This window comes from Collimonas antrihumi, from assembly GCF_018304965.1.
GTDB classification, from domain to species: Bacteria; Pseudomonadota; Gammaproteobacteria; order Burkholderiales; family Burkholderiaceae_D; genus Collimonas; species Collimonas antrihumi.
This window is the reverse complement of sequence record NZ_JAGQED010000001.1, coordinates 476,474-496,243: the sequence shown is the minus strand read 5'-3', so window position 1 is coordinate 496,243 and position 19,770 is coordinate 476,474. Positions and strand designations below refer to the sequence as shown.

The 19,770-nt window shown below is 56.8% G+C and carries 17 protein-coding genes; 11 read left to right on the top strand and 6 right to left on the bottom strand.

Annotation, left to right across the window (positions count from 1 at the left end; translation table 11 throughout):
• The first annotated feature begins 19 nt into the window (after positions 1–19).
• The 3 genes from hutC (at position 20) to KHU29_RS02215 (ending at position 3,168) form a co-directional block, all read left to right on the top strand.
• Positions 20–730 carry a histidine utilization transcriptional repressor HutC gene (hutC, locus tag KHU29_RS02225; RefSeq protein WP_211451041.1) on the top strand — a complete coding sequence of 237 codons (711 nt, stop codon included), beginning with the start codon at positions 20–22 and terminating at the stop codon, positions 728–730.
• 147 nt (positions 731–877) lie between these two features.
• Positions 878–2,368 carry an MFS transporter gene (locus KHU29_RS02220; protein ID WP_211451040.1) on the top strand — a complete coding sequence of 497 codons (1,491 nt, stop codon included), beginning with the start codon at positions 878–880 and terminating at the stop codon, positions 2,366–2,368.
• Positions 2,365–3,168 (top strand): ferredoxin--NADP reductase, encoded by an 804-nt coding sequence (locus KHU29_RS02215; RefSeq protein ID WP_211451039.1) that lies wholly within the window; start codon positions 2,365–2,367, stop codon positions 3,166–3,168. The genes KHU29_RS02220 and KHU29_RS02215 overlap by 4 nt, the downstream gene beginning before the upstream one ends.
• Positions 3,169–3,174: 6 nt before the next feature.
• Here KHU29_RS02215 and pstS read toward each other — a convergent pair whose 3' ends face one another.
• Positions 3,175–4,218 (bottom strand): phosphate ABC transporter substrate-binding protein PstS, encoded by a 1,044-nt coding sequence (pstS, locus tag KHU29_RS02210; RefSeq protein ID WP_211451038.1) that lies wholly within the window; start codon positions 4,216–4,218, stop codon positions 3,175–3,177.
• A 284-nt stretch (positions 4,219–4,502) separates the two neighbouring features.
• Here pstS and KHU29_RS02205 point away from each other — a divergent pair, with 284 nt between their 5' ends.
• Together KHU29_RS02205 and KHU29_RS02200 are read left to right on the top strand one after the other, a co-directional pair.
• Entirely contained in the window at positions 4,503–5,897 is a 1,395-nt protein-coding gene (locus KHU29_RS02205) for a nucleobase:cation symporter-2 family protein (RefSeq protein ID WP_211451037.1), read from the top strand.
• Between the two features lie 256 nt (positions 5,898–6,153).
• Positions 6,154–6,936, top strand: a complete 783-nt coding sequence (locus KHU29_RS02200) for an outer envelope protein (RefSeq protein WP_211451141.1) — start codon at positions 6,154–6,156, stop codon at positions 6,934–6,936.
• Positions 6,937–7,174: 238 nt separating this feature from the next.
• On the opposite strand, the gene KHU29_RS02195 is transcribed toward KHU29_RS02200, so the two are convergent.
• Genes KHU29_RS02195 through KHU29_RS02180 form a run of 4 tightly spaced genes read right to left on the bottom strand, consistent with a single transcriptional unit; the run spans position 7,175 to position 10,702 of the window.
• Complete coding sequence (locus KHU29_RS02195) at positions 7,175–7,867, bottom strand: ABC transporter ATP-binding protein (RefSeq protein ID WP_211451036.1); 693 nt, start codon at positions 7,865–7,867, stop codon at positions 7,175–7,177.
• Positions 7,864–8,640, bottom strand: a complete 777-nt coding sequence (locus KHU29_RS02190) for an ABC transporter ATP-binding protein (protein WP_246541348.1) — start codon at positions 8,638–8,640, stop codon at positions 7,864–7,866. The genes KHU29_RS02195 and KHU29_RS02190 overlap by 4 nt, the downstream gene beginning before the upstream one ends.
• On the bottom strand, positions 8,637–9,740 hold the full coding sequence (locus tag KHU29_RS02185; protein ID WP_246541404.1) for a branched-chain amino acid ABC transporter permease: 1,104 nt from the start codon (positions 9,738–9,740) through the stop codon (positions 8,637–8,639). Before KHU29_RS02185 ends, KHU29_RS02190 begins: the two co-directional genes overlap by 4 nt.
• 17 nt (positions 9,741–9,757) lie before the next feature.
• Positions 9,758–10,702 carry a branched-chain amino acid ABC transporter permease gene (locus KHU29_RS02180; RefSeq protein ID WP_211451035.1) on the bottom strand — a complete coding sequence of 315 codons (945 nt, stop codon included), beginning with the start codon at positions 10,700–10,702 and terminating at the stop codon, positions 9,758–9,760.
• 170 nt (positions 10,703–10,872) lie between these two features.
• On the opposite strand from KHU29_RS02180, the gene KHU29_RS02175 reads away from it, so the two are divergent.
• The 6 genes from KHU29_RS02175 to KHU29_RS02150 all read left to right on the top strand — a co-directional run bounded on the left by KHU29_RS02175 (position 10,873) and on the right by KHU29_RS02150 (position 15,409).
• The gene (locus KHU29_RS02175) at positions 10,873–11,487 is read left to right on the top strand and encodes a DUF2239 family protein (protein WP_211451034.1); all 615 of its coding nucleotides are present in this window, start codon (positions 10,873–10,875) and stop codon (positions 11,485–11,487) included.
• A 114-nt stretch (positions 11,488–11,601) separates the two neighbouring features.
• Positions 11,602–13,113 (top strand): protein adenylyltransferase SelO, encoded by a 1,512-nt coding sequence (locus KHU29_RS02170; protein WP_211451033.1) that lies wholly within the window; start codon positions 11,602–11,604, stop codon positions 13,111–13,113.
• Positions 13,114–13,128: 15 nt separating this feature from the next.
• Positions 13,129–13,530, top strand: coding sequence for a peptide-methionine (R)-S-oxide reductase MsrB (gene msrB, locus KHU29_RS02165; protein ID WP_211451032.1), 402 nt, complete (start codon positions 13,129–13,131; stop codon positions 13,528–13,530).
• A 94-nt stretch (positions 13,531–13,624) separates the two neighbouring features.
• Positions 13,625–14,245, top strand: coding sequence for a septation protein A (locus KHU29_RS02160; protein ID WP_211451031.1), 621 nt, complete (start codon positions 13,625–13,627; stop codon positions 14,243–14,245).
• Positions 14,242–14,520, top strand: a complete 279-nt coding sequence (locus KHU29_RS02155; protein ID WP_211451030.1) for a BolA family protein — start codon at positions 14,242–14,244, stop codon at positions 14,518–14,520. The genes KHU29_RS02160 and KHU29_RS02155 overlap by 4 nt, the downstream gene beginning before the upstream one ends.
• Before the next feature lie 109 nt (positions 14,521–14,629).
• Entirely contained in the window at positions 14,630–15,409 is a 780-nt protein-coding gene (locus tag KHU29_RS02150; RefSeq protein ID WP_211451029.1) for a peptidylprolyl isomerase, read from the top strand.
• A gap of 184 nt (positions 15,410–15,593) precedes the next feature.
• Here the strand turns inward: KHU29_RS02150 and purL are convergent, their stop codons facing one another.
• Positions 15,594–19,607, bottom strand: a complete 4,014-nt coding sequence (purL, locus tag KHU29_RS02145) for a phosphoribosylformylglycinamidine synthase (RefSeq protein WP_211451028.1) — start codon at positions 19,605–19,607, stop codon at positions 15,594–15,596.
• Between the last annotated feature and the right edge of the window lie 163 nt (positions 19,608–19,770).

The following is a 19,770-nucleotide window of genomic DNA, read 5'->3' as shown; positions in this document are numbered from 1 at the left end:
CTTTAGTAGGAGCCAGCACATGCATGGCGCAACAAACAACAAAGCAGTACCAGCGTTTCAACAAGTAAAAGACCATGTCTTGCAACAAATCCGCAATGGCGACTGGAAACCCGGCGACCTGATACCATCGGAACGTGAGCTGATGCTGCAATTCAGTCTATCGCGAATGACGGTCAACCGCGCCCTGCGCGAACTGACCGACAACCAGTTGCTGGTCCGGATCCAGGGTTCCGGCACCTATGTCGCGCCCGGGAAATACCAGTCCACGCTGGTGGAGATCCACAGTATCGACGACGAGCTGATCGCCCGCGGCCACCGTTATCGCAGCCAGGTGCTGACCCTGGAAGCCAACTCCACGCCGGCCGCACTGGAAGCGCTGGGCCTGGCAAGCGGCCCGGTGTTTCACTCCGTGATTGTGCATTTTGCCGATGACATCCCGATCCAGCTGGAAGACCGCTACACCAATCCGCAGCTGTTTCCCGACTACCTGCAGCAGGACTTTCATCGGATCACGCCGAATCACTATATGGTGCAAATTGCGCCGCTGGACAAAGCTGAATACAGCATCGAATCCAAGATGCCGGACGCAGCAGTACGCAAGCGACTGCAGATGGAAGCTGGCGAACCCTGCCTGCTGCTTGCACGCCGGACCTGGGTGCGGCAGGCGGTGGCGACTTCGGTCATCTTATGGCATCCCGGCTCAAGGTATCAATTTACCGGCGGCTTCTGATCTGCCAGCTGAAACTGCGGCGAACCATTCGGTGCAGTAAAATTTCAACCTGCTGGCAGTAAGCAAGTAACAAGCAATACGCCAGTAATACGCAAGATCGAATACGCAGGATCGAATACGCAACATCGAAACAGGACTCAACCATTCATGTCAGCAACCACTCCCGCACTCGACACTCCCTCTGCCAGCTGGGCAGACCTGCTGTCAGGACGCAATGCCTTACGCTCCATCACGCTGGCCGGCGGCGTCGGCATGCACGCCACCAATGTGTATATCGTCACCACCATCCTGCCGTCGGTAGTCAAGGATATCGGCGGCCTGGAATACTATGCCTGGGCCACTTCATTGTTTGTGGTGGCCTCCATCATTGCCGCCGGCCTGGCTTCGCGGCTGGTCGAATGGATCGGCTATCGCCCGGCCTGCCTGCTGGCATTGCTGGTGTTTTCGCTGGGTTCCGCCGGCTGTGCGCTGGCGCCGCATATGGTGTGGCTGCTGGCGGCGCGCACCGTGCAGGGGTTTGGCGGCGGGGTTCTGGTGGCGCTGTCTTACGCCATGATCCGGGTCGTGTTTGCACCACCTTTATGGTCGCGGGCGATGGCGCTGATGTCAGGCATGTGGGGGATTTCAACACTATCCGGCCCCGCCATCGGCGGCATGTTTGCCCAGGCGGGCAGCTGGCGCGGCGCGTTCTGGGCGCTATTGCCGGCAGCTGTCGTGCTGGCGTTTCTGGTGCAATTCACACTGAAGGTGCCGGCAGAAACACGCTCTGACGAGAAACCGAACAGCGTTCCTATCGTGAAAATATTGCTGCTGGCTGCGGCGGTATTGTCGGTCTCGGCGGCCAGCCTGTTCAGCAGCGCCTTATTGAATATCGGCGGCATCGTGTTTGGCATTGCCTTGATCGGATTGATCGCCTGGCTGGAGCAACGCGCCAGCGTGGGGAATACGCGCTTGCTGCCGAGCGGCGCATTTTCCTTGCGCAGCCGCATCGGCGCTCTGTACGCCACCATGATCCTGATGATCCTGGGACTGACCACTGAAATCTACGTGCCGTATTTCTTGCAAGTGATCCAGGGACATTCGCCGCTGCTGGCCGGCTACCTGACCGGCATCATGTCTTGCGGCTGGACCTTGGCGGCCCTGCTGTTTTCCAGTTACAGCGGCGCCCGCGCCGAATTTGTCATGAAAGCCGGCCCGCTGGTAGTGATCGCGGCATTGCTGGCGCTGTCGTTCATGTTACCGTCAGCCGCAGTGCTGAACGATTACGGCCTGCTGCCCTTGTGCATCGCGCTGGTTCTGGTCGGTTTCGGCATAGGCATGGGCATGCCGCATTTGATGGCGAAGATACTAAGCAGCGCGCATCCGGACGAAGGCAACCTGGCGGCCTATTCACTCACTACCGTGCAACTGTTTGCCACTGCCATCGGCGCCGCCCTGGCCGGCATGGTGACATCGCTGGCCGGGCTGGCCGATCCGGGCGGTTTGCCCGGTGCGGCAAATGCGGCACAATGGTTATTCATCTGCTTCGCAGCGGCGCCGATACTCGCGTTCTTCACGGTGCGGCAAGCGTTGCGATTGAAAGCGCCGGTCGCACCAGGCGTCACGCATAGCAGGCAATTACAGGAACCTTTGTCATGAGCAGCACACCTCCAAAAGCAACGGTTTCCCATCTCAAGGCCAGTACCGAAACCGTGACCAGCGTGCATTACTGGACCGAGAAACTGCTGTCGTTCCGCACTACGCGACCGGCTGGTTACCAGTTCACACCGGGCCAGTTTGCCCGGCTGGGCGTGGTGGCTGGCGATGAAACACTGTGGCGCGCCTACTCGGTCACCTCGTCGGTTACCGAAGACGAACTGGAATACTTCCTGGTGCAAGTCCCCGGCGGCCTGTTCACCGAACAGCTGAAAGACCTGAAGCCAGGCTATCCGATCCTGGTAGAGAAATTCAGCTATGGTTTCATGACCGCGGACCGCTTTGTAGATGGCGAGGATTTGTGGATGCTAGCCACGGGAACCGGTCTTGGCCCGTTTATCTCGATCCTGCAAGACCCGGCGGTTTGGAAAAAATTCCGCAACCTGATTCTGGTGCACTGTGTAAGAAACGTCGATGAGCTTGCCTATCAGGAGTTGCTGTCCAAGCTGCACCTGCGGCCGGAACTGGCGGCCGGAGGCGCGCGCTTGCAGCTGCTGCGCTCCACCACTCGCGATATGCAATCACCCGCGGCAGGCAATCTGCAAGGCCGCATCACGACCCTGCTGACTAGCGGCGACATGGAAGCGGCGGCAGGCCTGGTTATCACGACAGAAGCCTCGCGCGTCATGATGTGCGGTAATCCGGAAATGATTACCGCAACCCGGGATATTCTCTATCAGCGTGGCTTGCGCCCTTGCCGGCGGGCGGTGCCGGGGCAATTCGTGACAGAAGATTATTGGTAGCCGATATTATTTGACAAAGATCGGCACCGACAGACGATTGCCCTTTGTATCGACGACGCTGGACATTTCGTGCACGACGCGGGCCTGCACGTTATCAGGCAGGCGAATGTAGTCCAGGCTGTTTGCCAATTCGTCGCCTTCCATGAAGGCCCAGGTGAAAAATTGTATGACCGCTGCGGTACGTTCCGGCTGGCTGGTGACACGCGGCACATAGATGTAAGTGGCGCCAGTGATCGGCCAGCTTCCGGAGCCGGCTTTATCGGTCAGCATTTCCTCGAAGTTCCCGGTTTTTTTCCAGCCGCTGTTTGACAATGCCGATTTGAATGACATTGCATTCGGGTGGACGTATTGACCGTCGCGGTTCTTGAGTTGCGCATAGTTCAAGTTGTTTTCGACTACGTACGCATATTCCGCATAGCCAATCGCACCCGGCGTTTTCTTTAACGTCGCCACCAGATCGTTCGTGCCTTTGATTGCTTTTACATCGGCATGCCAGGCGATAGTGAAATTGGTGCCGTACTGCGTTTTCCATTCCGGATTGACGCGGCTGAGGTAGTCAGTCAGCGTAAATGTTGTCCCGGATCCGTCGGCGCGCGCCAGTGGCTGAATACGCAAACCAGGCAACGCCAGTTTCGGATTTTCTTTGGTGATGGCGGCGTCGTTCCATTTTTCTATCTTGCCGGAGTAAATGCCGACAATGATATCTGCGCTCAGATGCAACTCACCTTCCCTGATGCCGGGCAAATTGACCACCGGCACCACCCCGGAAATCACGGTAGGGAAATCCAGCAAATTGAATTTCTTGAGATCGGCGGCCGACATGGGTGCGTCGCTGGCGCCGAAATCACTGGCATTTTCCTTAATCTTCTTGATGCCGCCGGATGAACCGATGGCTTCGTAGACCAGCTTGTTGCCGGTTTTCTTGGTGTAGGCTTGTTGCCATTTCGCATATAACGGCGCCGCTGCGGTAGAACCGGCGCCAGTGATATCGGCGGCTTGGGCGGCGCTAAAAGCGAGCGCGCAGGAAAAAAGAACGACGTATTTCAACATTTTCGGCCTATGGAGTTATTAATATGGCGGGCGAGCGGCGTTATTAGCCGTCATCACAGCCAATTGCCTGTTTTGGCAAAATTGACGGGTGCAATTGTGCCATCAACCGTGGCTTTGTAGGCAGATGTTGGCAGACAACATGTTTTTTTTCAAAAGCCCGCCAAGAGATTTTCCTATATTTGAAACCCGAATATATTTATCACGTTTTACGTATACATAACATTTATCCAAACCTATAGGCTTAAAAAAAAGCAACAATTAATTCCAAAAAAAGGGGAGACACAATGAATACCGCTACGCATCCGGTAGATAGGAAACTACCGGCGCCGATTCTATTTGCCTTGGGCTTGCAACATGTGCTGGTGATGTACGCCGGCGCCATCGCGGTGCCGCTGATCATCGGCGGCGCCCTCAAATTACCGAAAGACCAGATCGCCTTCCTGATCAACGCTGATTTGTTTTGTTGTGGCTTGGTCACGCTGATTCAATCGCTTGGCGTCTGGAAATTTGGCATACGGATGCCCGTCATGATGGGCGTCACCTTCGCCGCAGTTGGCCCGATGCTGGCGATGGCGAGCAACCCCGATTTGGGGATACTAGCCATATACGGCACTGTCATTGCAGCAGGTGTGTTCGGTATCGTGGTCGCACCGCTCATGAGTCGGCTGGTGCGCTACTTCCCGCCGATCGTGACCGGAAGCATCATCACCGTGATCGGGATCTCGTTGATGCGAGTTGGCATTAACTGGGCCGCGGGCGGAAATCCGACTGTCAAGCAAGTGGTCGATGGCGTGTTAAAAGACGTGCCGAATCCTTCCTATGGCGCGCCTGAAAATCTTGCGATCGCACTGCTGGTATTGATTGCGATCGTGCTGATCACCAAGCACCTGAAAGGCTTCCTCAGCAACATTGCGGTATTGCTGGGCTTGATCATTGGTTTCCTGGTCGCACTGGCGCTTGGTAAAGTCAACTTCGCCGGTTTGGCCGAGGCGCACTGGTTCGATGTCATCATACCGTTTCGCTACGGGATGCCGACTTTCGATATCGGCTCGATCATCGCGATGTGCATGGTCATGATCGTGGTGATGGTGGAATCGACCGGCATGTTTCTCGCCCTGTCCGACATTACCGGCAAGAAGATCAGCCGGGGAGATATCGCCAACGGTTTGCGTGTAGATGGCTTGGGCACGATCATCGGTGGTATTTTCAATACCTTCCCCTATACGTCTTTCTCGCAAAACGTCGGACTGGTCGGCGTGACTGGCATACGTAGCCGGTATGTCTGCGTCGCTGCCGGACTGATCTTGATGGCCTTCGGCTTCTTTCCGAAAATGGCTGTTGTCGCAGCATCAGTACCGCAATTCGTGCTGGGCGGCGCCGGTCTCGTGATGTTCGGGATGGTCGCCGCAACTGGCATCAAGATTCTGGGCCGCGTCGATTTTGAAACGAATCGCAGCAACCTGTTCATCGTCGCCATCAGTATCGGCGCCGGCATGATTTCACTGGTCTCGCCAACGTTCTTCCATCAGTTACCGAAATGGACAACAACGATCTTGCATAGCGACATCCTGATTGCTGCCGTGGTGTCGTTCACATTGAACCTGTATCTGAACGGACAGGGCTCCATTGAGGATGGTCGTAAAAACGCGCTCGCCGGTGTGCAAGACGCGATCCACTGAAACAAGCCGATGGCGACGCTGAGCGCCACCGTGAAAATTTGAGACTGTTGTAGCAGCAAGTTCCCGCTCGAAAGAGAGGAACTTGCTTAGCCTGCGACGCTCCGCGAAGCGTTTCGTAAAACCCCTAAGCATTCTTTCATCTTGCCGTGGTTCGCCCCTCGGCCTTGATCAACTCGCGTCAACAATCGGAGACATCATGCACTTCACTAGTTCAAAACGTATCAATATCCTGCGCTTGGCAACCTTGACTTGTACCATGACTGCCGCGCTGGCAGGCGTCCAGCAGGCCGGAGCAGCGGAATGGAGCGACACATCGATCGGCTATCGCTATGGCACCCGGTTTGCCGAGCCTTACGTTGGCAATGACATCACGAAGAACATTTTCAACCTGACCCACTCCAGCGGTTACAAATATGGCACGAATTTTTTCAATGTCGACCTGCTGGAATCCAATAGCAAGGACAGCAACGCCCAGGAAGCCTATATCACTTACCGCAACACCCTGGACCTTGGCAAAGTTTCCGGAAAAAACCTGTCTTTCGGTCCGGTCCGCAGCCTTGGCGTGACCGCCGGCTTCGACTGGAACACCAAGAACGATACCGGTTACGCGTCGAAAAAGCGCATGCTGGTATTAGGGCCAACGCTGATGATGGATGTACCTGGCTTTCTGAATATAAGTCTGCTGTTGCTGCAGGAAAGTAACCAGCCGAAAAGCATCAATAGCCGTTATACCTACGATCTGCACCCTATGCTCAATGCAGCATGGGGCATCCCGATCGCCTCCACCGGTCTGGCATTTGAAGGTTACATGAACTACATCGCCGCCAAGGGAAAGAACGAATTCGGCCGCGGTACCGCGCCGGAACTGAATATCGATGCCATGGTGATGTACGACCTTGGCACAGCTTTGGGTCTCGGCAAAAAAACACTGCGTGCCGGTCTTGAGTATCAATACTGGCGCAATAAGTTCGGCAATCGGTCGACCGTGCCGGGTTCCCTGGCCAAAACACCGATGGTACGCGTCGAATACCATTTCTGAGGCACAAGCAGGTCTCGTCGCACACGCTGGACGCGGACCTGCCAGATAGATTTTGGAAAGCCAGCCGGTCGTTGAAAAAAATTCCGTAAACGGCCGGTCTGCCCACCTAAGCCGCCGTTATTTCCAATAGGCCGATAGTCCAGGGTGGGCGGACGCCGCACGGTTGAGTCTGTGCTGATACACCTTCTCAATCCCTCACGCAAATCTTTCAGGTACAACCGATTACCTCTTCCCCCAATCAAACTTCCAGCCACTTCTGCCGCACTTCCGGATCCGCACGCAATTCATCCGGCGTACCGGCAAACACAATCCGGCCATGCCCCATCACCAGCACGCGGTCGGATATCTCCAGCGTGATACCGAGTTTCTGCTCGACCAGCAGCACGCCCAGCCCCTGCCCTCGCAACGCCAGCAAATGCTGCGCCACCGACTGCACCATATGCGGAGCCAAGCCTTCAGTCGGTTCATCCACCATGATCAGTTGCGGCTTTCCCATCAGACTACGGCACAGGCTGAGCATTTGCTGCTCGCCGCCGGATAGCAAACCGGCCGCGACATGCTTGCGTGCGGCTAGCTGCGGCATCAATTGCCACATATCCTCGATTGCCACTCGCTCGCGCTGCTGCCCCAGGAGTAAATTCTGTTGCACCGTCAGCGTTGGAAACACCGCCCGCTCTTCCGGTACGTAAGCCAAACCACGCCTGGCAATCTGAAAGGTTTTCAAACCGATCAGTTCAGCGCCGTTGAAGCGCACCGACCCGCTGCTGCGCATCATGCCCATGAGCGCTTTCAGCGTTGAGGAACGGCCAGCGCCATTGCGCCCCAGCAGGCTGACTATTTCGCCCGGCCTGACATCGAGATCGACGCCGTGCAAGACATGGCTTTGATCGTAGAAGGCGTGCAAGCCGCGCACTTCAAGCATGGCGCTCATGGTATCGGCTCCGCTTCGAGGTGGCCGAGATAAGCCGCCTGCACCGCCCGATTATTACGAATCGCGGCCGGCGTGTCGCAAGCAATGATCCGCCCTTCGACCAGCACCGCAATCCTGTCCACCAGGCCGAACACCACCTCCATATCGTGCTCGATCATCAACAAGGTTTTACCGACGCTGACACGGCGGATCAGCTCGGCGGCGACTGCGGATTCGTCCCGGCTCATGCCTGCGGTCGGCTCATCCAGCAGGATCAATCCGGCATCGCCGGCAATCGTGATGCCGATTTCCAAGGCGCGCTGGGCGGCATAACTGAGGTCACGGCCAGGTGTATCGCGCTGTGCCTCCAAACCGCATTGCTGCATTACTTCTTCAGTGCGCTGACTAACCGCGCGCAGAGTAGACAAACGACGCCAGAACACCTGACGATAGCCATGCGACGACAACACCGCAGCGCGCAGGTTTTCCTGGACGCTCAGTTGCGGAAATATATTGGTAATCTGGAAGCTGCGCGTCAAGCCGAGGCGATTGATCTGGAACGGGCTCAGGCCGGTTATCTGCTGCCCATGCAAAAGAATCTCGCCGCTGCTAGCGTCGGTATGGCCGGATATCAGATTGAACAAGGTCGATTTTCCAGCGCCGTTGGGGCCGATCAACGCTAGCCTCTCACCTTCTTTCAATTGCAAATCCGCGCCGCAGATAATCCGCGTGTCGCCAAATTGCTTGTGCAGATCGCGCAGCTCCAGAATATTCGGCATTGCGTTTTCGCTCATATGCCCGCCGCCCGCCGATACAGTATTTCGATCAACAGCACGGTACCACCCGCCAGCAGCAACAGGCCGGCCAAACGCAACAGAAACGGCAGCGCCAGTTGCCGCAACCGGAGCACGGTCAGGCGTCGCCAGGTGGTGGCTGCCGTCATCCAGACGCCGGCGATGCCGCCTGGCGCAAACAAGACGACGATGACAAACAACAGCCCGAGATACAACTGCCAGCCTCGCGTATAAGTCGACAGCAACGCAGAAAACAGTACGCCAACCAGTGCTCCTATCATCGGCCCGAAGAAATAGCCGATGCCGCCAATGAAGGTAAACAACAGGATCTGCGCCGAACGCAGCAAGCTCAGGTTTTCAGCGCTGACGATTTCAAAATTGATGGCGCTCAGCGCGCCACCGATGCCGGCGAAGAACGCCGACAGGATGAACATCAGGTAACGTACCCGGCGCGGATCGTGACCGATGAACGCCGCCCGCTCGGGGTTGTCGCGCACGGCGTTGGCGATACGCCCTAGCGGCGTAAGAGTCAGTCCATACATGGCGGCAGTGCTAACGAAAAGCCAGAACGCGATCAGGTAATACACCTGCAATTGCGAAGCGAAGTCGATGCCGAAAAACGGCGCGCCAAGCACGCGGTCGGTGCTGACCCCGCTCTCGCCGCCAAACCATCCCGGAAACATCAACGCCGCAGCCGCAACCAATTCAACCAGCGCCAGGCTGATCATCGACAGCGCCGTACCCGATTTACGGGTAGTGACAAAGCCGAAAACGACGCCGCACAACATGCCCGCGCAACCACCGGCCAGCGGCACCAACAGCAACATGGCAGGACTGCCGCCGGCCAGCCGGTTCATCACATGCACGGCGACAAAGGCAGCCAGACCCGAATACACGGCATGACCGAAGGACAGCATGCCGGTTTGCCCGAGCAGCATGTTGAAGGAAAGCGCGAGAATCATCATGCTGCCGCATTGCGACAAGATCGACAGCGCCGCGCTTTGCGGGAACACCCAAGGCGCGACCAGTAATAACAGCGCAAACGCCATCCAGATCCACTTGCGTCCCGTTCTCAGGTTCATGGTCAGGTTCATACTCATATTCATGCGCCTATCCATCAATCGCGCACGCCAAACAAGCCGCGCGGGCGCAGCAGCATGACCAGCACCAGCAGCAAATACGGCAATACGGGCGCAAGCTGGGCCAGCGTCAACTGCAGCACCGGATATATCGTTGCATCGGGATCGATCTGTACGCCCCAGTAAGTCAAACCGCTCGCTGCGGAGACATCCAGCGCGACGGCGAAAGTTTGCAAAATCCCGATCAGCAACGAGGCGATGAACGCCCCGCGTAAAGAACCGAGGCCGCCGACCACCACTACGACGAAAATAATGCTGCCAACGCCGGCCGCCATGCCCGGCTCAGTGACAAAGGCGTTGCCGCCCACTACCCCGGCCAATCCAGCCAAACCGCAGCCGACAGCAAACACCAGAGTAAAAATACGCGGCACGTTATGCCCCAAGGCTTCAACCATCTGCGGATGGGTCAGCGCCGCCTGGATCAGCAAACCGATACGCGAACGCTTCAGCAGCCAGGCCGCGGCCAGCAAAACCAGCAATGCCAGAAGCATCATGAAGCCGCGATAAATGGGAAAAGTAGTCGCATACAAAGTAAACAGCGGTCCATCGAGTTGCGCCGGGATCGCATACGGCAGCGCCGATTTGCCCCAGGTCAGTTGCACCAGTTCGACCACCACATAAGACAGGCCGAAAGTAAACAGCAGTTCCGCCACCTGCCCGTGACGACGCACGTGGCGCAGTCCAAAACGTTCAACCAGAGCGCCCAACATGCCGACCAGCAGCGGCGCCAGCAAAAGCGCCGGCCAGAAGCCGAGCTTGACGCTGATCGCATAGGCGAAATAGGCGCCCAGCATATAAAAACTCGCATGGGCAAAATTCAACACTCCCAGCATGCTGAAAATCAACGTCAGTCCCGACGACAGCAGAAACAGCAGCAGGCCGTAACCGAGACCGTTCAGCAAGGTGATAAGAGTGAATTCCATTGAGCGCTCATTAGCATTATTTAATGTTCTGGCAGGCGATGATGACAGGTAGTCCGGCATTTTACCGGTTCGCTCGGCAAGGATGTCGCATTTTTACCAAGGTAATATTGACGCACCAATTAAACCAGGGTAATATTACTCATCAACACAACTCATGAAAACCATCTGCCATGAATACCATCAATCCACACCCCGTCATCGCCTTTGCCGGCGCCAACCGTATCGCTTCCGGGCAGCTGGCGCTGGTGGCGTTGAAAGTAAAGGAACTGATCGACAGGAACGACTCCGCCACCGTCCTGATCTTCGACGACATCACCAGCGAACAGGTCGAAATCGACTTCCGCGGCAACGCTGAACAAGTATTGCAACGCTTGTCCGCAAGCGGGACCAGCGCGACTGCAACGGAACAAGCCGCCGACGACCAGCAAACGGCACGTGGCCCCGGCCGCCCGAAACTGGGCGTCATCGGCCGCGAAGTGACCCTGTTGCCGCGTCATTGGGAGTGGCTCAACCAGCAACCCGGCGGTGCCTCCGTGGCGCTGCGCAAGTTGGTTGAAGAGGCCAAGCGCCGTAACGAAGAACGCGACCAACTGCGCCTGGCACAAGAATCCGCGTATCGCTTCATGTCTGCAATGGCCGGCAATCAAGCCGGCTTTGAAGAAGCTACGCGTGCTTTTTTTGCCGGCGACCAGTTGCGCTTTACAGAGTTGAGCGAACCATGGCAGATCGACATACGTGATCATGCGCGTAACCTGGCGGCCAGGGCTTTCAGTGCGGCAGAGTAGAGCCGGCTGCAGCAAGCTTGCGCCAGCCCGGGCCGCCGCCATTGAAGGTAAGGATAGCGTAGCCGTGCGATACTTGAGGCTTCCCGTCATATTGCAATCAGGATCAACGCTGTCATGAACAACCGTTTGGCATTCCCCGAAGCGCCCGCGCTCGATCATCTGCGTTTCTCCAACGCGTTCGCCAGCTTGCCCGCTGCCTTTTACACCAAACTGATGCCGACGCCGATTCCAGCGCCGTACCTGGTTGCGGCCAGCGCGCAGGCGGCGCAACTGATCGGGCTGGCGCCAACGGCATTCGGCAACGATGATTTCATCCAGACGCTGGCCGGCAACCGCGGCGCCAACGACTCTCAACCCTTGGCAGCGGTGTATTCCGGCCACCAATTCGGCGTCTGGGCCGGGCAACTGGGCGATGGCCGCGCCATTTTGCTGGGCGATGTGGCGGCTGCCGATGGCGGCCGGCTCGAGTTGCAACTCAAGGGAGCCGGCGCCACGCCGTATTCGCGCATGGGCGACGGCCGTGCCGTGCTGCGCTCGTCGATCCGTGAATACCTGTGTTCGGAAGCGATGGCGGCACTCGGCATCCCTACTTCGCGTGCGCTGGCGGTGATCGGCTCCGATCAACTGGCGATGCGCGAGCGGCCGGAAACCACGGCGGTGGTGACGCGCATGGCGCCTAGTTTTGTGCGCTTCGGCTCGTTCGAACATTGGTATTACAACAATCAGCCGGAAGCGCTGAAAGCCTTGGCTGACCACGTTATCGCCGGTTTTTATCCGGAATTGCAGGCGGCAGAGAATCCTTATCAGGCGCTGCTGGCCGAAGTGACACGCCGCACCGCGCATCTGATGGCGCAATGGCAGGCAGTCGGTTTCATGCACGGCGTGATGAATACCGACAATATGTCTATTCTCGGAATAACCTTGGATTACGGCCCGTTCGGTTTCATGGAAGCTTACGATCAGCGCCATATCTGCAACCATACCGACCAGCAAGGCCGCTATGCCTACAATCAGCAGCCGCAGATCGGGCATTGGAACTGCTTTGCCCTGGGCCAGGCATTGCTGCCGCTGATCGGCAGCGTCGAGGCGACCGAAGCTGCGCTCAGCAATTACCAGTCCTTGTATGGCGCAAAACTGGATGAATTGCTGCATGCCAAGCTGGGCCTGGTAACGCATCAAGTGGACGACGACAAATTGCTGGACGCCATGTTTGCCCTGATGCAGGCTAGCCATGTCGATTTCACTCTGTTTTTCCGCCGGCTCGGCAACTTGCGCATGGATGAGATCAGCGGCGATGAATCTAACGGTAACAGCGCTCTGCGTGATCTGTTCATAGACCGCGCGGCATTTGACGCATGGGCGTTACAATACAGGGCTCGCCTGAAAATGGAAAACAGCCAGGATAGCAATCGTAAGCTTGCAATGGATGCAACTAACCCCAAATACGTATTGCGAAACTATTTGGCGCAAACAGCAATCGAACACGCTCAGAATAAAGACTTCTCAGAAGTCCGGAAATTGCAGCAAATTCTTGAAAACCCGTTTGATGAACAACCGCAACATGCCCAGTACGCCGAATTGCCTCCGGATTGGGCGCGCGGACTGGAAGTCAGTTGTTCGTCGTAGATTGGAATTAAAACCATGAGCAGCAGTAAAGTCGTTAAAACCGATGCCGAATGGCGTGCCGAACTGGAGCCGATGGAATATGAGGTGACCCGTCACGCCGCTACTGAACGGGCGTTTACCGGTCGTTTCTGGGATCATCACGAACACGGCATCTATACCTGCGTGTGCTGCAATACGCCCTTGTTCGAATCAGACGCCAAATTCGATTCCGGCTGCGGCTGGCCAAGTTATTTCAAGGCCATCAATCCCGACAATGTCGAAGAGCGCGTCGACCGTACTCATGGCATGATGCGCACTGAAATTCTATGCAAGGTATGCGACGCCCATCTGGGGCACGTATTCCCGGACGGACCGCCGCCAACCGGTTTGCGCTACTGCATCAATTCGGCATCGTTGCGTTTTGATCCGGCCGACTGAGGCACCGAGGCTACAGCACTGATTTTACGATTCGATCAATTCGATCAATTCGATCATTAATACTAGTTACTTTCACTGAAAGCACACCAAACACATGAAGTTCCTGTTCGACCTGTTCCCGGTAATCCTTTTCTTTGGCATCTTCAAATGGAGCGAAGGCAGCCCTGATGCGGCACAAGCGCTGGTCAACCAGTATTTGTCGGGCTTTGTGTCTGGCGGCGTGGTAACCGCTGCACAAACGCCGGTGCTGCTGGCGACTGCGGTGGCGATCGTCGCCACGGTAGCGCAAATCGGCTATCTGCTGCTGCGCCGGAAAAAAGTCGATGCGATGTTGTGGGTGTCCTTCATCATCATCTGCGTCTTCGGCGGCGCCACCATCTACTTCCATAACGAAACCTTCATCAAATGGAAACCCACGGTCCTGTACTGGGCGTTTGCGACGGCATTGCTGGTTAGCCAGCTGCTGCTCAAGAAAAACCTGATTCGCACCATGATGGAAAAGCAGATCGCCCTGCCCGACCCGATCTGGCCGCGCGTAGGTTTTGCCTGGATCGCGTTCTTTATCGTGATGGGCTGCCTGAACCTGTACATCGCGTTTAATTTTCCCACTGCCACATGGGTGAACTTCAAGCTGTTTGGCGGCATGGGGCTGATGTTTGCCTTCATCATCGGTCAAAGCATCCTGCTGTCGAAATACATCAAGGATCCGGAATGAACCAGCGTCTTGATACGATTCGTAACAAATTGACAGCTACGCTTTCACCATTGGAATGTATAGTTGAGGACGAATCGGCGCTGCATGTGGGACACGCCGGTGCCGCCTCCGGCGGCGGACACTATAAAGTACGCATAGTTTGCGCAGTTTTTGAGGGGCAAAACCGCTTAAACCGGCATAGGCTGGTGTATGATTGCCTGGCTGATATGATGCATACGGAAATTCATGCATTGGCGATCACTGCATTGGCCCCATCTGAAACTAAAGCTGCGTGATTCATAGTGACTGATAGAATAATTAATTGCCCGTCAAACACACTTCGGTTATTCTGCCTTTGCCTCGCATTAATTTATTAACAACCCCTCCCCAATCTAGGATTTGATAATGACATTTAAACCTTCACGTTTACTGGTGGTACTTTTTGCAGCTGCTACATTGCCTGTTATGGCCCAAAACCTTGCAGTCGTGAACGGTAAGGCAATCCCATCGTCGCGCGCTGACATGATGGTCAAGCAATTGTCGGCACAAGGCGGCCAGCCAGATACCCCTGAACTGCGTAGCATGGTCAAGGACGAACTGATCAACCGTGAAGTACTGATTCAGGAAGCCGACAAGCTGGGCCTGGGCAATAACGCTGACGTCAAGGCACAAGCCGACATCGCTCGCCAATCGATCCTGATCCGCGCCCTGGTTGCCGACTTCGTCAAGAAGAACCCGATCAAGGATGCCGACATCCAGGCTGAATACGACAAATTCAAGGCCCAGGCTGGCGACAAGGAATATCACGCACGTCATATCCTGGTCGAAAACGAAGCCGATGCCAAAGCCATCATCACCAAGCTGAAAGCTGGCGGCAAGTTTGACGATCTGGCCAAGCAATCGAAAGATCCAGGTTCGGCAGCCAACGGCGGCGATCTGGGCTGGGCAACGCCAGCTTCGTTCGTGAAGCCTTTCTCCGATGCGCTGGTAGCACTGAAAGCAGGTCAACTGACTGAAACACCGGTCAAGACCCAATTCGGTTACCACGTGATCAAGCTGGAAGAAGTACGCGCCGCCAAGATCCCTACCCTGGCTGAAGTCAAACCGCAAATCACCGAAGCACTGCAACAGAAGAAACTGCAAGCTTACCAACAAGAACTGCGCGCCAAAGCCAAGATCCAATAAGATCTTCGCTTAAAACCGCAGTCAATAAAAAAGCGCTCCTCGGAGCGCTTTTTTTATACCTCAAACGATACTGAATTTGTAGGGTGGGCACGTATGCCCACGCGGCACATCAACCATCTGAGAAGCAAATTCAGCGCGGGCAAAAAAACCTGCCCACCCTACCTGTTCGCTGACGGCAGAACGATTACCCTACCCACTTGCGCGCATTGCGGAACATGCGCATCCATGGCGAATCCTCGCCCCACGACTCAGGGTGCCACGATTGCTGCACCGTGCGGAACACACGTTCGGCATGCGGCATGCAGACCGTGAAACGGCCATCCGGCGTAGTCACCGAAGTGATGCCTTGCGGCGAGCCGTTTGGATTGTATGGATAGCCTTCAGTCACCTGCCCCTTGTTGTCGACGAAACGCATGGCGACCAGCGCTTCCTTGATATCGCCGGTTTGCGAGAAATCGGCAAAACCTTCACCATGCGCGATGGCGATGGCGCTTTGCGTGCCCGCCATGTCTTGCAGGAAAATCGACGGCGACGATTCGACCTGCACCATCGAGAAGCGCGCTTCGAATTTCTCCGACTTGTTGCGGGTGAATTTCGGCCATGCCTGGGCGCCAGGAATAATCGATTTCAGATTACTCATCATCTGGCAACCGTTGCAGACGCCGAGTGCAAAGGTGTCGCCGCGCTGGAAGAACAGCGAGAATTGCTCAGCCAGCTTGGCATTGAACAAGATCGTCTTGGCCCAGCCCTCGCCGGCGCCCAGCACGTCGCCGTACGAGAAACCGCCGACCGCGATGAAACCCTTGAAATCGTCCAGTCTGGCGCGGCCGGCAATCAGGTCGCTCATGTGGACGTCGACCGCGGTAAAGCCGGCCTGATGCATCACATAAGCGGTTTCGACATGCGAGTTAACGCCCTGCTCGCGCAAGATTGCCACGCGCGGCTTGGCTGCCAGGTTAAGGAACGGCGCGGCGATATTGTCTTGCTGGTCGAACGTGATGATCGGGCTGATGCCTGGATCGGCGGCATCCAGGATGCGGTCGTATTCGGCATCGGCGCTGGCAGGATTGTCGCGCAGACGGGCGATGCGCCAGCTGGTTTCACTCCACAAACGCTGCAGGTCGATACGGGTCTGGCTGTAGATGGTCTTGGCGTCGCGGCTGAATTCGATGACGTCGCGTGTATTCGGCTTGCCGATGATATGACTGCACGCGCCCAGGTTAAAGCTGCGCAGCACATTCATGACTTCCGATTTCTGTTCAGCGCGCACTTGCAGCACCGCGCCCAGCTCTTCGCTGAACAGGGCGCGCAAGGTCAGCTCATTGCGGCGCTCGGCCACCTGGCCGGTCCAGTTTTTCGAATCGCCCCAGTCGGCTGCATGTTCGCTTTCCATTGTCAGGATATCGAGATTGATCGATAACCCGCTGTGGCCGGCAAACGCCATCTCGCACAGGGAGGTGAACAAACCGCCGTCGGAACGGTCATGGTAGGCCAGCAGTTTTTGTTCGCGGTTGAGTTGTTGAATGGCGGCGAAAAATGCTTTCAAGTCTTCTGCACTGTCGACGTCTGGCGTCTCATTGCCGATTTGCTGCATCACCTGAGTCAGTGCCGAAGCACCCATGCGATTCTTGCCGCGGCCGAGGTCGACCAGGATAATTGCGGTATCGCCTAGATCGGTACGAATCTGCGGTGTCAGCGAACGGCGTACATCGCTCACCGGTGCGAATGCGGAAACGATCAGCGACACCGGCGAGGTCACAGCCTTGGCTTGACCCTCGTCTTTCCAGGTGGTGCGCATCGACAGCGAATCCTTGCCGACCGGGATGCTGATACCCAGCGCCGGGCACAACTCCATGCCGATCGCCTTGACGGTATCGAACAAGGCAGCGTCCTGGCCTGGCTGACCGCAAGCGGCCATCCAGTTGGCGGACAGCTTGACGTCGGAGATATCGGCAATCGCTGCGGCGGCAATGTTGGTCAAGGCTTCACCCACCGCCATGCGGCCGGATGCGGCGGCGTTGATGACGGCTAGCGGTGTGCGCTCGCCCATCGCCATCGCTTCGCCCAGATAGCCTTCGAAACTCATGCTGGTGACGGCACAATCGGCGACCGGGATTTGCCACGGGCCCACCATCTGGTCGCGCACCGAAGTGGCGCCAACGGTGCGGTCGCCGATGGTGATCAGGAAGGATTTGTCGGCCACTGTCGGCAGCTTCAGCACGCGCTGCGATACTTCCAGCAAATCCATGCCGGTCAGGTCGACAGCAGGCAACGCTGGATTCAGATGTGTGACGTCGCGCTGCATTTTCGGCGGTTTACCAAGCAATACATCCATCGGCATATCGACTGGATTATTGTCGTGCTGCGGATCGATCACCTTCAACTGGCGTTCTTCAGTTGCGGTACCGACCACCGCGAACAGGCAACGCTCACGCTGGCAGAAGTATTCGAACAGCGGCAGGCTTTCCGGTGCGATGGCCAGCACATAACGTTCTTGCGATTCGTTACTCCAGATTTCCTTCGGCGCCATGCCGCTTTCTTCCAGCGGCACTTTGCGCAAATCGAAAATCGCGCCGCGCTTGGCGTCGTTGGTGATTTCCGGGAAGGCGTTCGACAGACCGCCGGCGCCGACGTCATGGATCGACAAAATCGGATTCTTGTCATCCATCGCCCAGCAGGCGTTGATCACTTCCTGGGCGCGCCGTTCCATTTCCGGATTGCCGCGTTGGACCGAATCGAAATCGAGATCGGCGGTATTCGAACCGGTTGCCATCGACGACGCCGCGCTGCCGCCCATGCCGATGCGCATGCCAGGGCCGCCCAGCTGGATCAGCAGGCTGCCGACTGGCAGTTCGTTCTTCTTGGTGTGCTTGTCAGAGATACTGCCGATGCCGCCGGCGATCATGATCGGCTTGTGGTAACCCTGCACATTGCCGCCGACGTTTTGTTCGTAGGTACGGAAATAACCGCCCAGGTTAGGACGGCCGAATTCGTTGTTGAACGCGGCGCCGCCGAGCGGGCCGTCGATCATGATTTGCAGGGCTGAAGCAATCCGCTCCGGCTTGCCGTACTGGCCCGCATCCTGTTGGCCGATAGCGGTAAAGGAGGTTACGTCAGCGGCATTTTCCCAAGCCTGCAATGCATCTGGCAACTGCAGATTGGATACTGTGAAGCCGGTCAGCCCAGCCTTCGGCTTGGCGCCGCGGCCGGTTGCGCCTTCATCGCGGATCTCGCCGCCGGCGCCGGTGGAGGCGCCAGGGAAAGGCGAAATCGCAGTCGGGTGATTGTGCGTCTCGACCTTCATCAGGATGTGGGTAAGCTCGTCGGAAGCGCGATAGGTATTGCCTTCCGCCGCGCCGCGCGCATAGAAACGCGAGACGGTTGCGCCTTCGATAATCGATGAATTGTCGCTGTAGGCGACGATGGTGCCCTTCGGTTGCAACTGATGGGTATTCTTGATCATCGCGAACAAGGACTTGTCTTGCGCTTCGCCGTCGATGATCCAGTCGGCGTTAAAAATCTTGTGGCGGCAATGTTCGCTGTTTGCCTGCGCAAACATCATCAGCTCGACATCGGTCGGATTGCGCTTGGCGCTGGTGAAGGCAGCCAGCAGGTAATCGATTTCATCGTCCGACAAGGCCAGGCCCAGTTCGGTGTTGGCTTGCTCCAGGGCGCCTTTGCCGCCGGCCAGCAGATCGATGGAGGCTAACGGCTTGGCGTCCAGTTCACGGAATAAATCGGCAGCTTGCTCGGCGCTGCGCAAGACGGTTTCTGTCATGCGGTCATGCAGCACGTCGGCGATAGCGCGCACGCTGTCGTCGCTGAGTTTTTTAGCGCCGCCCAGCAAACCGCTCTTGAGTTTTACCTGATACGCAATCCCGCGCTCGATGCGCTTGATGTGCGCCATGCCGCAATTGCGGGCAATGTCGGTGGCCTTGCTGGCCCACGGGGAAATCGTGCCGAAGCGTGGAATCACGATGAATTCTTCGCCGCCTTCACCGGAAGTGAACGGATCGCCATAGGTCAACAAGGCGTTCAAACGACCGATATCGTCCTGGCTGAGCGAAGTCGACGCATCGACAAAATGGTCGAAACGCCCTGTCACTTCGACGACATTACTGTCGATCGCTTGTAACTGAGCTAGAAGACGTTGGGAACGGAAGGCAGGCAGAGCATTGGAACCGGGCAAAATCAACATGGCGAGGAGGGAGTTGATGCAGCGTGGCTGCGGGTTAAATCAGAAGCCGCCATTATACAGTGCCGACCCGCCCGCCGCCCCGCAAACTGATGACAAAACCACCTTGCCGGTCCGTGAAAAATGCATGATGGGCCGGGAAAGCGCAAGCTTTCTCGATCAGTCA